Raw genomic sequence first — 14756 nt, 5'->3', positions numbered from 1 at the left:
ATAAACAATTTGACTATTCCTCAAAAACTTTCCCGACATCAAAATAAAAACGCTATATTTGTAGCGCTCAACATCGTTAAAACTGCATGTAAGATTAAAATTCTTTAGAACGAAATAAATACCATCCATTGACGATACCCGTCCAAATGGTCTTTTCTAACATTTAAAGAATTTCAACATGCTTTCATTACAACAACTTTCCTATATACATCCAAATAAAGATTTATTGTTTGAGAACATAAATCTGCACATAAACGCGCAAGAGAAAATCGCACTGATCGGTCATAACGGCGTTGGAAAATCAACGGCACTACAACTGATTGCCAAAGAATTATCGCCGACCAGTGGGAGCATACATAATAGCGCTAGCACCTATTATGTCCCTCAGGTTGTTGGACAATTCGAGCATAAGACGGTGGCTGAAGCACTTAGAATCGATAAAAAATTGAATGCTCTTTATGCCATATTGGCCGGTGATGCGTCTGAGGAAAATTTCAATAGACTTCAAGATGACTGGGCTTTGGAAGAACGTTGCCAAGAGGCTTTCAAACAATGGGATCTGCCCAACATACAATTGGCTCAGCAAATGTCTTCCCTTAGTGGTGGACAAAAAACAAAAGTTTTATTGTCCGGAATCCAGATTCATCGATCCGAGCTTATTCTTCTTGATGAACCGAGCAACCATTTGGATATGGACAGCAGAACACAACTATACGATTGGATTCAATCAAGCAAAAATACTATAGTCGTTGTCAGCCACGATAGAACCCTGCTTAATTTACTGGATGACATGGCTGAAATGGTCCCAAATGGCATCAAGCGATATGGGGGTAATTATACCTTTTACGAGGCTCAAAAGGAGATCGAACGCCATGCGTTGCAACACGATATCCACCACAAGGAAAGAGCGATCAAAATCGCAAAAGAGAAAGAAAGAGAAACAATCGAGCGCCAAAACAGACTAAACAACCGTGGTCAAAAAAAGCAGGAGAAGGCAGGTGTAGCTCGCATAATGATGAATACGTTACGTAATGATGCTGAAAAGAGTACCGCCAAAATTAAAAATGTACACCAGGACAAAATTGGAGATATCAGATCGGATCTACAGGAACTTCGTGGTTCACAATCCGCATTGGATGAAATTAAAATAGATTTGGGAAACAGTAATTTTCCAACAGGAAAAAGTATGATCAAGGCCGAAAACATCAATTTCAGCTATGACGCAAAGCAGCTTTGGAAAGATAATATAAACGTTCAATTATTCAGTGGGGATCGTATCGCACTCCAAGGCCCGAACGGATCTGGGAAAACAACATTAGTTAAACTCCTTCTCAACCAACTAATGCCTGAACAAGGAAAAATTGAGCGGCAATCATTTCGCGCAATCTATTTAGATCAGACGTATTCCATATTATCTCCACATTTAAGTATTTATGAGCAAGCGCAGCAATTCAATACCGCCGCGCTACCTGAACATGAAATCAAAATTAGACTCAATCGGTTCTTATTTGGAAAAGACGATTGGGACAAGCCCTGCCAACTATTGAGTGGCGGTGAAAAAATGCGTCTGATAGTATGCTGTCTCACCATCCAGCAACAGTCTCCCGATTTGATTATCCTTGATGAGCCTACAAACAATTTAGATCTTCAAAATATACTGATGCTAACCAGAGCGATTCAGCTTTATAAAGGTACCCTACTCGTCATTTCACACGATGAAGTGTTTCTACAAGAAATCCATATAAACAAAGTCATCAAATTAAAAAACCTCTAAAAGATAACGCCGTGTATTTCGCTGCAACGAAATACACGGAATATTTAGTATCGCTCGCCATAAAATTTTAATAAAACAGAGTATTTTTTGTAACAATCCCATATTCTTTATTTAAAATCTGCTAAATCGATAAATTAAATTAAAAAAAACAAATTTTTATCGATATATTCACGATGATTTTAAACATGAAACAATAACCATTAAATTAATTGAACCTCCACATTTACATAGTAAGCCTTCAGGCAAATGTATCGCACAGGCCTCTCAATTAATTACTTCATTTAATTATGTCAGATTATCAAATTAAAGAAAATCCCGAATTATTTGACGCCATCGTAGTTGGTTCCGGCGCAGGTGGTGGTATGGCAGGTTATATACTTGCACATGCGGGGCTTAAAGTATTGATGCTGGAAGCAGGTCCTTTTTATGACCCAGCAAAAGATTCGTTACAACTACGCTGGCCTTGGGAATCCCCAAGAAGAGGTGCGGGTACCACAAGACCATTCGGGGATTTTGACGCAGCCTTTGGTGGCTGGCAAATCGAAGGCGAACCCTACAGCAAAGTAGCGGGAACTGAATTTGAATGGTTTAGAGCACGCATGCTGGGCGGCAGAACCAACCACTGGGGTCGAATTTCATTGCGTATGGGACCTGACGATTTCAAGCCAAAGGATGGAGTAACGGATGAATGGCCTATTACTTATGAAGAGGTTAAGCCATTTTATGACCGTGTAGATCGAATGATCGGAATATATGGCACGGCAGAAGGTATTCATAACGAACCCGATGGTATTTTTATGAAACCACCTAAGCCACGCTTAAACGAACTATATATTGCAAAAGGTGCAAAAAAAGCTGGAGTTCCAGTGATTCCAGGAAGAGGGGCGGTATTAACCGAAGTATCAAAAGATATTAAAGATCGAGGTACCTGTTTCTACTGTGGGCAATGTGGTCGTGCATGTAAAGTTTATGGAGACTTTTCCTCTTCATCTTGTCTGGTTATTCCAGCGATGAAAACGGGTAACCTGAAGGTGATAGACAATGCAATGGTAAGAGAAGTCATTACAAATGATGAAGGAATTGCAGTTGGTGTTTCTTATGTTAACACCAAGGATTTGCAGGAATATACCGTTAAGGGGAAAACCGTTATTTTGGGTGCTAGTGCCTGTGAAAGTGCGCGGATCATGTTAAACTCCAAATCAAAATCACATCCTGGTGGTGTTGGTAATAGCAGCGGTTTAGTTGGAAAATATCTCCACGATTCTACGGGAGCCAGCTTATCGGGCTTTTTACCACAGCTACTCGACCGGAAGCGTTATAATGAAGATGGCGTTGGAAGTGTCCATATTTATTCACCATGGTGGGAAGATAATGCCAAATTGAACTTCCCTAGAGGTTACCACATCGAATACGGCGGTGGTTTACATATGCCATCTTATGGATTTTTGAATTGGGTACCGAAAGTAAATGACCATGCAAAAAATTCAGCTGGAAAGTCAAAGGCCAAAGGCGGTTATGGTACTGCATTAAAAGAAGATTTCCGCAGCTATTATGGTGCAAATGTCGGCATGGCAGGACGCGGAACGGCATTGGCAAGAAAAGACAATTATTGTGAAATTGACCCCGATAAAGTCGACAAATTCGGAATTCCTGTACTACGTTTCAACTACAAATGGGCCAATGAAGAAATCGCGCAAGCCAAGCACATGCAAGAGACATTTCAGTCTATTATGCACGAAATGGGCGCTGTCATCACTTCTAAAATACCCGGAGCAGATACATTGTACGGGCTAGAAGCTCCAGGAAAAATTATTCATGAAGGCGGTACCACAAGAATGGGAAATGACCCGAAAACCTCCGTATTGAACAAATGGGGACAAGCCCACGATTGTAAAAATCTCTATGTCGTCGATGCGGGACCATTTGTTCAACAAGGTGACAAAAACCTGACCTGGACAATACTCGCTTTATCGATGCGAACAGCAGAATATATACTTCAAGAAAAGAAAAAATTAAACGGTTAAAAGCATGAATAGAAGAGAATCTTTAAGAGCATTAGGATTAATTGCAGCTGGATCTGGTCTTTTAACCGCAGCCTGCAATTCAAAAGATGCTAAAAATGCAGCAGCAGACAATGGCAAAAAATTACCTGGAGTCCAGGATTTTGAATATGAACGCACAGAACAATTATACGCCGAAAAGTTTTTCGACGAACATGAAATGGCGACAATCACTGTTTTGGCTGACATTATTATTCCTAAGGACAATATTTCAGGAAGCGCTTCGGAAGCGGGAGTACCCGATTTTATCGAATTTATTGTAAAAGATTTGCCTGATAATAAAATCCCGATGCGCGGCGGACTTCGTTGGCTCGACCTCCAGTCCAAAAAGCGTTACGGAACAGTATTTATCAAATGTAGCGCAAAAGATCAACTTGCGTTGGTGGATGATATCGCCTACCCTGATTTGGCAAGGCCGGAAATGAAACAAGGTGCCGCCTTCTTTTCATTGATGCGCAACCTGACTTCTTCAGGATTTTACACCAGTGAAATGGGTGTAAAAGATATTGGCTATGCCGGAAATAAACCTGGAGTCTGGAATGGTGTACCAGATGATGTATTAAAAGAACACGGCTTTGATCCAAGTAAATTCTTTGGATAATAAAAAAATCCTTTCCATTTTGGAAAGGATTTTTTTATTTACCTAATTAAAATCTATTGTGCCGATGGTACCTCGGTAGCCTCCGGGGCCTTATCAATCAACTCCATAAATTGATCCAATTTAGGGGTTATAATAATCTGCGTTCTTCGATTCCGTTGCTTACCTAGCGCGGTCGTATTATCTGCAATTGGATTATATTCTCCTCTACCACCTGCAGTTAAACGCTTAGGATCCACACCATATTTATTTTGTAAAGCCTGTACCACAGAAGAGGCTCTCAGGGTACTTAAATCCCAGTTATTCCGAATATTAGGTTTAGAAATTGGATCCGTATCGGTATTACCTTCAATCAAAACTTCATAATCTCTATAATCCTGGATAATTTTCGCAATTTTGCTTAACGTCTGATCGGCTCTATCATTAATTTCATAGCTACCGGATTTGTAAAGCATGTTATCAGCAAGTGAGATATAAACGACCCCTTTTAATACCTGTACATCAACTTCCTGCAGTTCCTCACGGCTAAGTGATCTTGTCAAATTATTGGTCAATACCAGATTCAAGGAATCGGATTTGTTTTTCGTCTCAACGAGATGCTTAATGTATTTATTTGAAGCGTTAATTTCATCAACCAGCTTAGAAATATTAATATTTCCCTGTGAATTCTGATTAATACTGTTATCGAGCGATTTCTGCAAAGCAGCATAAGCTGATCGGAGGTCCGCATTATTTTGACGTTCAGAAGCCAACTGATCTTCTAAGCTCTTGATTCGCGTCCGGCCTTCAGCTAATTGAAGTTGTCCATCCTGATATTGCTTGGTCAATTGACTGTGCTCCGTTTGCAATTTACTATAGTCGGACTGTAAACCAGCATATTGCTTTTTGCTGACACCACATCCGACAACAAACAAACTGGCCGTTAATACAGTCATTGGAAAAACTAAATTCTTCATGATATACTCTTTTTGTAGATGTTGAACTAATTCATATAGCAAGATACGCAATATTCTAGCCAAAATACCCCACAGTCTTGTCAAATTAACAACCTTTAACGTCCTATTGGGCTAGCTCCTTCAACTCTGTAGCGCTAAATACTTGCCCACCTTTAAGATAAGGATTGGCGCCTTTGAGATAATTATAAATAATGGATTTAGCCTCTTCATTGGGTAATTTATAAAGGTTTTTAACCAGGAAATTTTTATCCTCAAGGATATTATTGTTGTAGCCCAAAAAAGAAGGCGCATGCACCTGTACGCTCCAACGTATAAACCGCGCTTCAATATGGTTTGGATTTTCCTTAATCACTTCTTCCAAATGCTTTTTCCCCTCTTTGAATTGCCCAACTTTCTTAAATGGATTGCCGATATGTTTCGCTAACAGTATTTGATAGGCGGCTAGATAGGCTTTCTCTGTCGGCGATTTGGCCCCTTCGGTCAATGTCTCCAAATTATGTTCACACAGATCCTCGTCCTTCACGGCCTCCGCATATTCTTTTCGAATTTTCTCCATATTCACCTGCTGGCCAAGCCCAACTTTTGTTAAAGTGAAAAGAACAATTGTCAATACTATTCGTGTTATCATAATTATAAATCAGGCTATTTCAACAATTTCAATTTCCGACTTAAATTACTAAAAAAATCGAATCCAACTATTAATTTTCAATTATCATACCATAAAGGCCAAAATTCATGTCATCGTATCGCCACAGCTAGCCTTAAAAAAGAGAAAATTCTTTATTAAAGTATATTTTTAAAGCAATTTTGCTCCATGAAACTGATTTTAGAAACAAGCCCAGTCTGGTTAAAGGTGATTTTGTCAATTCTATTTGGTGTGATATTAGGCTGCTTTTTAGGGGAAATAGTTTACACCTTATTGCAGGCATAAGCTCTTCATCATAATCGATATCCCCTCCTTTACCTGAGGATCTGCTGAATTTTATGCCTACAGATAGACCGCTAATTGCGGTTATTTGAATAGACCACTAAGTTTCATTATCCTTGCCAAAAATCAAATTATTTTTGCTATATTGCTTATACCAATATAAATTTAAAGCGAGCTATGGAGACTAAAGCAGAGTATCAGATTTGGGACACTATTGTGAATAGCGCAAAAACTAAATTCGATTATAAGCATATTCGTGCTATGTTTAAAAAGGAAGATGACGAAATAACCGATAAGTTTCTATTCCATATTATTGCAGGATTTGCCTGTGGTGAAAATCATCAGACCATCTCAACCAATCTTTTCAATGAATTACAAAGTATTCATTTTGAATGCAATGAAGAACAGATCGACCGGTTTATCGCTGATAAGCACGTAAAATTCAGTCCTGAAATCTACGCCACCTATCTTGCATTCTCTATGCTGGAAGATGGTGAAGAGGTCGATAACATCACCGAAATCATTAATAATCTTTTGCAACTAGATAAATAATTATCCGGAAGTATCGTTTAATTTTGGCTAAAAACTTATATTCGTGAATTATTACACCTATAGTTATGCGCCAGTTTTTAACGCTATTTTTAATATTTTCTATTTATACAAATAGTATAGCCCAGACTTTTGACTTTGGTAAAGTTTCTATTTCAGATTTTTCACGAACAGATCTGGATAGCAATGCCAATGCAATCGTGCTCAATGAGTTTGGACGGAGCTCTGTCTTTGTTGATGATTATGATAATCGCGTAAAACTTCAACATGAATACCATGTAATTATCCGGATCAATAACAAAGAAGGGTTTAAAAAAGCTAATTTTGAAATTCCTTCGTATAAACGCGGGAGTTACGTCCGTGACTATTTTGACGAACTAAAGGCTGTTACGTATAATTTAGAAAATGGTAGGATCGAGAAAACAGAGCTTGAAAATAAAAAAGTTTTCAAGGAAAATTACTCAGCCTATCTGGATCTTAATAAGTTCACCCTTCCGAATATTAAAGAAGGATCTATTATTGAAGTGTCTTATCGGACGCTGGAGCAGGATTTATTTAATTTCAAGACATGGGAATTCCAAGATGATATCCCCAAAATACAAAGCCAATATATCGCAATTATTCCCGCTTCCTTCGCCTACAATGTAGTTTTACGCGGCCCCTACAAGCTTAGCGATCAAAAAGCCGAAGCACTGAAAGAATTTATTTTCCTGGATGGGCTGCGAATGGATTGTTCAAAATTGACCTATACCATGAAGAACATTCCGGCATTTATGGAAGAGGATTACATGACTTCGCCAACCAATTTCAAATCTGCGATCTATTATGAGCTTGAATCGATCTTTTATCCGAGCACAGGCAGCAAGAAGACATTTAGCAAAACCTGGAAGGACGTCGATACAGACCTCATGAATGAAAAGACTTTTGGAGGTCAATTAAAAAAAACAGACTTATTCAAAGCCAATTTAGCAACAATTCTATCGCCCACTGACACCAAATTAGAAAAAGCAAAAAAGATATATAACTATATCAACAAACAAATAAAATGGAATAATTATTTAGGTAAATATGCTGAAACTGGTATTGAAAAAGCACTGGAAAAACGAACCGGGAATATTGGCGACATCAATTTAGCACTGGTAACTGCTTTATTGGCGGCAGATCTGGAAGCCTATCCTATTATTTTATCAACACGTCGAAATGGTACACCCAATGGCCTATTCCCGGTATTATCGGACTTTGATTACGTCATCGCTTGCGTGGATATAGACGGTGTAAAGTATAAACTCGATGCCTCCAATTTATATTTACCTTTTGGACAGCTCCCTTTACAATGCTTAAATGAACGGGGAAGAATCATCTACTCCAAAAAAAGTTCCGATTGGTTTCCACTTACGGCTCAAGAATCTTCCGATGTAAACTATATCTTGGAAGGGTCTCTGAATGACCAATTTAAAATCAAGGGAAAACTCACCATAAGCAGTAGCGGTAACAAAGCACTCCTAAAGCGGCAACATATTGCCAAATTCAACTCTTTGGAGGAATACTGGGAAAAACTAGACGAAGAAATGCCCAATATCACGTTAACAAAATCAAGTATTCAAAACCTGGAGGATATCGATCAACTATTGATAGAAGAATTTGATGTTATCCTAGATGTCTCCAAACAAATGGAACAAGACATACTCGTATTGGCTCCAAATATTATTGACAGGATTTCCTACAACCCCTTTAAAGCACAGGAAAGAACTTATCCGGTTGATATGGGTTTTAAATCCAAAACATTGTACTCCGTTAAATTGACCATTCCTGATCATTATGAAATTGCTGAGAAGCCTCAGAATGCATCGTTAGCGCTCCCGGAGTCAACTGCAAAATATAGATATGTAACGCAGGTCAATGGCAATCAACTTGAAATACTACAGAGCCTCGCGTTCAACAAACCCATCTTTTCAGTCGATGAGTATTTTTCGCTCAAAGAATTGTATTCACGTATTATTCAACAACAAAAGCTAGACATAAAATTAATCGGTAAAAAATGAAAATCGTATTCATCAACTTACTATACTTCCTGCTTCCGATCCTCGCAATTGGGCAAGATAACTACGACGTCGCCAATATTCCAAGTACATTAAAGAGCAGGGCTGTCGCTACGGTGCGCAATGATAAAACGGTGGTAGAAATAAAATCTCCCGAACAAGTCATCACCACCATAACCTGTGCCATAACAGTGTATAATAAAAATGGAGACCGGTATGCCACGCTCCCAGTATATTATAATAAATCTACCGAGATCAAGAGTCTTAAAGGGGCTATCTATAATGAAATGGGAATATTGCAAAAGAAAATTGCAACGAAAGATTTCAAAGATATTAGCGCTGTGGACAATAGTACGATGTTTGCCGATTCCCGGGTAAAACTATTTGTACCTGACTACCATAGCTATCCCTATACCGTCGAATACCAATACGAGGTTAGGAGTAAACAAAACTTGATCATTCCATCTTGGACTCCTGAAGTGTCCAATAATGTATCTGTAGAAAAAAGCAGCTTTCAATTTATTGCACCAATAGGCACAGAATGTCGAATTGAAACAACGAATTATAAAGGAAGTATCAAAGAAGAGAAAAATGACAAAACGGAAAGTAAAACATGGAATGCTGAACAGATCGCGGCAAAAAAAGAGGAATCTTATAGCCCCAACCCTAGCCTGAAAAGAACAAACGTACTCATCGTTCCCAAAAATTTTATTTATTATGGTAAGACAGGAAATTTCGGGGACTGGAAAGAATTTGGCCAATGGGTATCCAACAGCCTATTGAACAAAAAAGACGATTTGACGGAAGCGTCTAAACAAAAATTTATTGCATTAACAAAAGACGCAAGCTCAGATAAGGACAAAGCAAAGATTCTATACAATTACTTACAAAAAAATACACGTTACATCAGCATCCAAATCGGTATTGGGGGCTTGGAGCCCTTTCCCGCTTCTGAGGTTGACCGCTTAGGTTATGGTGATTGTAAAGCACTGGCCAATTACATGCGAAGCATGTTGTCGGCCGTCAATATCCCTTCCTATTACTGTATTGTCGAAGCAGGCAGACGCAAAGAAAGTTTCCACAAAACCTTTGCAAATGCCCAGGACGGTAATCACGTCATTCTATGTATTCCATTCAAAAATGATACGACCTGGCTGGAATGCACGAGCCAAAACCTTCCATTTGGTTTTCTTAGCGACTTTACCGACGATAGAGATGTCGTTGCCTGTACCGAAAATGGCGGAGTTATCATGCATACACCGAAATACATTAACTCCACCAACCTTCAATTGCGCTATGCCGACCTAAAACTTTCGGAAGACGGAAGCATCCAGGGGACCTTAAACACCAAATTCTACGGAGCCCAATATGAGAACCATATGGACGTGCTTTTAGCCAGCAATAATGATAAGAATAAGCTCCTCACGGAATACTATAATATAGACAATATCAATTTTAATCAGGTAAACTATATTGAACATAAGGAGGAAAATCCATTTATCGAGGAGAACCTGAATATTTTTATTAAAAACTATGCGGTGAAAAATGGTAATAAACTTTTGATCCAGCCTAATTTATTCAATACACATTCCAGCATTGCCGAAAGTAGAAATAGAACGGAAGATATTTTCATTGAAAGAGGCTACGCCGATATCGATAGCATTAGCATTGCCCTTCCAGAAAATATGCTCAAAAACATAACTTCTGAGAAGAAAATTATTGAGAAACCATTTGGAAAATATGAATTTAGGTCAGAAATAAAAGACAATAAACTGTTCACCTACAGAAAACTGGAACTTTTTGAAGGCAGTTATCCTGCCAGTACTTATGAAGACTTTTTCCAATTTCATAATGAGGTAAGCAGCTGCGACAAGGGACGCTTTAATCTAAGCTTTCTCTAGTCGGAAGAAAATATTTACCAGAATATGAAGGAGTAAAATCGATCAAATAAGGCAATTATTGTATATTAGCTCAATGACAGAATACGCAGCGATATTTGACATGGACGGTGTTATCAGCCACACCAACCCTTTCCATGCGGAAGCTTTTAGAGCTTTTTTTAAAAACCACAATGTACAACAGGCGACAGAAGAGGAATTTGAGCAGCATATGTATGGTAAGCATAATAGTTACATTATGCAACATTTCTTTCAACGTCCGATATCCCCTGAGGAACTGCGGACCCTTGAATTTGAAAAAGAGCAGCTTTTTAGAGTCATTTATAAAGAGCACGTTGCCCCTATTAAGGGCCTGATTGAATTTCTGACAGAATTAAAGAATAACGGTTTTAAGCTTGCTGTGGCGACATCAGCTCCACGAGAGAATATGGATTTAATTCTGGACGAATTGAATATACGCCAGCTCTTCTCGTCCACACTGAGCAGCGAAGATGTGAAACTACATAAGCCACATCCTGAGGTTTACCTAAAATCTGCAGAAAACCTGCAAATTCCTGTTGACCGCTGTATTGTTTTTGAAGATTCTTTTTCTGGTATTACCGCAGCGAAAAATGCTGAAATGAAAGTTGTTGCCGTACTTTCAACCCATAAAAAAGAAGAATTGCCTGCAAGTGATGATTATATAAATAATTATACAGAAATATCTGTTGCCAATGTAAAGGCCATTTTAAAAACACAAGAATTATAACTTGGTTGAGTGTGTGCCGACACTTAGCCCGAGGACTTCAGCTGTCTCCTCTCTACCGATAAAAAAAGAGATTCCTTAAGGAATCTCTTTTTTTATCGGTTTGCCCAAGCGAGCTGCAATTTTCGTTCACCGCTGCTAGACTAAATTTTCACGAAGTGATTAATCTCTTTTTAGACCAAACTTCTCTATTTTACTATACAGATGGCTACGTTGAATATCTAAATCGTCGGCCGTCTTGGAGACGTTCCAATTATTTTTTTCCAATTTATATTTTATAAATTCTTTCTCCGCATGATCTTTATAATCTTGAAACGAATCAAAGGAGTCCATATCTAAACCATAATTCGTTGCGCCTTTTTCATGCGCTATACCGTTTACCGGTTCACGAGAAGGATTAGCAAATGCGACAACATCTTTATCTGTAATAGATCGATCACTCAAAATAATTAAACGTTCAATCATATTGCGCAATTCCCGAATATTACCTGTCCAGGGAAGATGGCTCAATTCCCGCATGGCCGCAGTCGTAATTTCCTTCACAGGTATCCCATATTCCATACAGATTTCTTCACAAAAATTTGTTGAAAGCAGGGGAATATCATCCACACGGTCGATCAAAGCAGGTACATGAATCAAGATTACCGACAGGCGGTGATACAAGTCCATTCTAAAATTGCCATCCTCAATTTCCTTCAAGAGATCTTTATTGGTAGCGGCTACTACCCTGACATTGACGTCAATTTCTTTATCGCCACCCACTCTGGTGATTTTATGTTCCTGTAATGCCCTTAACACTTTAGCTTGAGCGGATAGGCTCATGTCTCCGATCTCATCCAAGAACAATGTTCCACCACTCGCTTGTTCAAATTTTCCGATACGCTGTTTAATAGCTGAAGTGAAGGATCCTTTTTCATGGCCAAATAATTCTGATTCGATTAATTCGGAAGGTATCGCAGCACAGTTCACTTCAATAAGCGGTCCCTGCGCACGATTCGATTTCTCATGCAGCCAACGTGCCACAAGCTCCTTTCCCGAACCATTTGCTCCAGTTATCAATACACGCGCTTCTGTCGGTGCTACGCGATCAATTGTCTCTTTAATACGTTTGATTGCCCCAGACTCACCCAATATATCTTTAGTTTTCGAACTGCTAACTTTTCGTTTCAGTACTTTGGTTTCGGTGACTAGGGAACTTTTATCCAGTGCATTCCGAACGGTGATCAATAATCTGTTCAGGTCCAGCGGTTTTTCTAAAAAGTCAAATGCTCCTTTTTTCGCCGCTTCAACAGCTGTTTCAATCGTACCATGTCCTGAGATCATAATAAAAGGGATATCCGGGCTGCTTTGGTGTGCTTCCGCCAAAACTTCCATCCCATCCATCGTATTCATCTTGATATCGCAGAGAACAAGATCTATTTTTTCCTTTTTTAAAATATCTAATCCATCCCGGCCATTGTCGACATCTAAAATCGTATAATCTTCATATTCCAAGATATCACGCAACGAACTTCTGATGGCGCGCTCATCATCAATGATTAAAATTGTACTCATAAATCGAGAGTTATGCTATTTTTTCAATTACGGGAATCAATATAAGTTTTTTTTGGCAATTAGCAAAAAGAAGCAAACCTTGTAAGCCGGGTTCTGTAGACCACCGAAGTGGAATTTCTATCATTTATCTAGATTTGCCATCGCTGACAAACTCAATCAACCTACCCATTACGAATTCCAATACATTGAAAGAAGACGAGCAGCCTTCGAATTTCGCAACCTATTTGGTCTTTCAACACACGAGGTTTACCGTAATATATGTCACCATACAAGACCGTAAGCTCTTACCTTACGTTTTCACCCTTACTCCGAAAAGCGGTATATTTTCTGTGGCACTTTCTGTCTGCTATTCTCATAACAGCCTTCCCGTTAGGAAGCGTGTTGCTCTATGTTGCCCGGACTTTCCTCTCCTCTCAAAAAAGAGCAGCGATAGAACCAGTTTGCTTCTGCGCAAAAGTAGCTATTTTACTCGGATAAACCCGAATTTCTTTTCAATTTCGAAAAGACCATTCATTTAGCATCACAGGCACAAAAATCTACGCAATTACCTTGCGTAGATAAAGAAAGTTTTTGTATTTTCAATCTAACAAAAAAAACATGGCACTCAATAAACTAGCCCTCATACGTTATAAAACGATTGACCATTGCCTTCGCTTGCGACATCGTAAATGGACCTTGGAAGATCTCATGGAAAAGGTTTCCGATGCACTTTATGAATTTGAAGGAATCGAAAATGGGATAAGTAAACGTACCATACAAGGTGATATTCAACTCATGCGTAGCAATAAACTTGGCTACAATGCGCCTATTGTGGTGTTGCACCGAAAATTCTACACCTATGAAGATCCCAACTATAGCATTAGCAATTCACCGATTTCCGTCGGTGACATGCAAAAAATGAAGGAGGCAGTAGAAGTACTTAAGCATGTGAGCGGTTTCTCCAGTTTTGATGAAATGAGCGATATTGTTGCACGGCTTGAAGATAGCATCCATACCAAAAAGGACAATTCACCTTCCATTATACAAATGGAAAGTAACAACCTGCTAAAAGGCCTTTCTTTTATCAGCCCGCTGCATCAAGCCATTCGTGAAAAAACACCACTCCTGATCAGCTACCAATCGTTCAAAGCAACACAACAGCAGGATCTGGTCTTCTCCCCTTATCTCTTAAAAGAATATCGGAATCGATGGTTTCTAATTGGTCAGCATAAAAAGAATGAAGGATTAATGACGCTGGCGCTTGATCGAATCAATACCATCGAGGAAATGGGCAAAAATTCATACAAGGAATATACAGGGGTCGATTTCGAACGTTACTTTTCGGATACCATAGGCGTAACGAAGACACAAAAAGACCGCGGCCACCGGGTGATATTGCAAGTCAATGCAAAAAATGCACCTTATGTAGCAACAAAACCCTTACATCCTTCACAGCAGATTTTAGACAAAAAGGAGGATGGCTCAATCTTAATTCGCATCGATGTTGTACTTAACTTTGAACTGGAAAGAGAAATTTTAGGTTTTGGCGAATCCATTAAAGTACTCTCGCCAAGAAATTTACAAACGAGAATAAAACAGCGCTTGACAGCTGCCGCAGAACTCTATGCTGAGAAATCTGTCGATAAGGCGTTAAATTCACGAAATGAATAATATTT

The 14756-nt window shown here is 38.9% G+C and carries 11 protein-coding genes and 1 other RNA gene; 8 read left to right on the top strand and 4 right to left on the bottom strand.

Features of this window, described 5'->3' with window-relative positions:
* The first annotated feature begins 178 nt into the window (after positions 1–178).
* From BGP15_RS17095 to BGP15_RS17085, 3 genes are all read left to right on the top strand, one after another.
* The gene (locus tag BGP15_RS17095) at positions 179–1774 is read left to right on the top strand and encodes an ABC-F family ATP-binding cassette domain-containing protein (RefSeq protein ID WP_286770222.1); all 1596 of its coding nucleotides are present in this window, start codon (positions 179–181) and stop codon (positions 1772–1774) included.
* A 287-nt stretch (positions 1775–2061) separates the two neighbouring features.
* Positions 2062–3798, top strand: a complete 1737-nt coding sequence (locus tag BGP15_RS17090) for a GMC family oxidoreductase (protein WP_070569252.1) — start codon at positions 2062–2064, stop codon at positions 3796–3798.
* Positions 3799–3802: 4 nt separating this feature from the next.
* Positions 3803–4435, top strand: a complete 633-nt coding sequence (locus BGP15_RS17085) for a gluconate 2-dehydrogenase subunit 3 family protein (RefSeq protein WP_286754289.1) — start codon at positions 3803–3805, stop codon at positions 4433–4435.
* 53 nt (positions 4436–4488) lie between these two features.
* Here the strand turns inward: BGP15_RS17085 and BGP15_RS17080 are convergent, their stop codons facing one another.
* Together BGP15_RS17080 and BGP15_RS17075 are read right to left on the bottom strand one after the other, a co-directional pair.
* Positions 4489–5388, bottom strand: coding sequence for an OmpA/MotB family protein (locus tag BGP15_RS17080; RefSeq protein WP_046675648.1), 900 nt, complete (start codon positions 5386–5388; stop codon positions 4489–4491).
* A 103-nt stretch (positions 5389–5491) separates the two neighbouring features.
* Positions 5492–6016: a hypothetical protein gene (locus BGP15_RS17075; RefSeq protein ID WP_053003898.1), complete on the bottom strand. Its 525-nt coding sequence runs from the start codon at positions 6014–6016 to the stop codon at positions 5492–5494.
* Positions 6017–6493: 477 nt separating this feature from the next.
* On the opposite strand from BGP15_RS17075, the gene BGP15_RS17070 reads away from it, so the two are divergent.
* From BGP15_RS17070 to BGP15_RS17055, 4 genes are all read left to right on the top strand, one after another.
* Positions 6494–6868 (top strand): hypothetical protein, encoded by a 375-nt coding sequence (locus BGP15_RS17070; protein WP_070569242.1) that lies wholly within the window; start codon positions 6494–6496, stop codon positions 6866–6868.
* A 65-nt stretch (positions 6869–6933) separates the two neighbouring features.
* Positions 6934–8907: a DUF3858 domain-containing protein gene (locus BGP15_RS17065; RefSeq protein ID WP_286754288.1), complete on the top strand. Its 1974-nt coding sequence runs from the start codon at positions 6934–6936 to the stop codon at positions 8905–8907.
* Positions 8904–10805 (top strand): DUF3857 domain-containing protein, encoded by a 1902-nt coding sequence (locus BGP15_RS17060; RefSeq protein WP_070569239.1) that lies wholly within the window; start codon positions 8904–8906, stop codon positions 10803–10805. The genes BGP15_RS17065 and BGP15_RS17060 overlap by 4 nt, the downstream gene beginning before the upstream one ends.
* Positions 10806–10878: 73 nt before the next feature.
* Positions 10879–11550: an HAD family hydrolase gene (locus BGP15_RS17055; RefSeq protein ID WP_070569236.1), complete on the top strand. Its 672-nt coding sequence runs from the start codon at positions 10879–10881 to the stop codon at positions 11548–11550.
* Positions 11551–11709: 159 nt separating this feature from the next.
* On the opposite strand, the gene BGP15_RS17050 is transcribed toward BGP15_RS17055, so the two are convergent.
* Entirely contained in the window at positions 11710–13101 is a 1392-nt protein-coding gene (locus BGP15_RS17050) for a sigma-54-dependent transcriptional regulator (protein WP_070569233.1), read from the bottom strand.
* A gap of 66 nt (positions 13102–13167) precedes the next feature.
* An RNA gene (gene rnpB / locus BGP15_RS17045) (RNase P RNA component class A) lies at positions 13168–13547 on the bottom strand.
* Positions 13548–13698: 151 nt separating this feature from the next.
* Between rnpB and BGP15_RS17040 the strand changes: the two genes are divergently transcribed.
* Positions 13699–14751: a helix-turn-helix transcriptional regulator gene (locus BGP15_RS17040; protein ID WP_286770221.1), complete on the top strand. Its 1053-nt coding sequence runs from the start codon at positions 13699–13701 to the stop codon at positions 14749–14751.
* Positions 14752–14756 lie beyond the last annotated feature (5 nt).

Source organism: Sphingobacterium sp. 40-24 (genome assembly GCF_001899705.1).
Lineage (GTDB): Bacteria > Bacteroidota > Bacteroidia > Sphingobacteriales > Sphingobacteriaceae > Sphingobacterium > Sphingobacterium multivorum.
Note: the sequence above shows the minus strand (reverse complement) of the source record. Positions and strands in the feature narration are given on the sequence as shown.

Coding starts and splice junctions, on each gene's coding strand:
- BGP15_RS17095 (WP_286770222.1), top strand. CDS start 179: ATGCTTTCATTACAACAACTTTCCTATATACATCCAAATAAAGATTTA.
- BGP15_RS17060 (WP_070569239.1), top strand. CDS start 8,904: ATGAAAATCGTATTCATCAACTTACTATACTTCCTGCTTCCGATCCTC.
- BGP15_RS17055 (WP_070569236.1), top strand. CDS start 10,879: ATGACAGAATACGCAGCGATATTTGACATGGACGGTGTTATCAGCCAC.
- BGP15_RS17090 (WP_070569252.1), top strand. CDS start 2,062: ATGTCAGATTATCAAATTAAAGAAAATCCCGAATTATTTGACGCCATC.
- BGP15_RS17085 (WP_286754289.1), top strand. CDS start 3,803: ATGAATAGAAGAGAATCTTTAAGAGCATTAGGATTAATTGCAGCTGGA.
- BGP15_RS17070 (WP_070569242.1), top strand. CDS start 6,494: ATGGAGACTAAAGCAGAGTATCAGATTTGGGACACTATTGTGAATAGC.
- BGP15_RS17080 (WP_046675648.1), bottom strand. CDS start 5,388: ATGAAGAATTTAGTTTTTCCAATGACTGTATTAACGGCCAGTTTGTTT.
- BGP15_RS17050 (WP_070569233.1), bottom strand. CDS start 13,101: ATGAGTACAATTTTAATCATTGATGATGAGCGCGCCATCAGAAGTTCG.
- BGP15_RS17040 (WP_286770221.1), top strand. CDS start 13,699: ATGGCACTCAATAAACTAGCCCTCATACGTTATAAAACGATTGACCAT.
- BGP15_RS17065 (WP_286754288.1), top strand. CDS start 6,934: ATGCGCCAGTTTTTAACGCTATTTTTAATATTTTCTATTTATACAAAT.
- BGP15_RS17075 (WP_053003898.1), bottom strand. CDS start 6,016: ATGATAACACGAATAGTATTGACAATTGTTCTTTTCACTTTAACAAAA.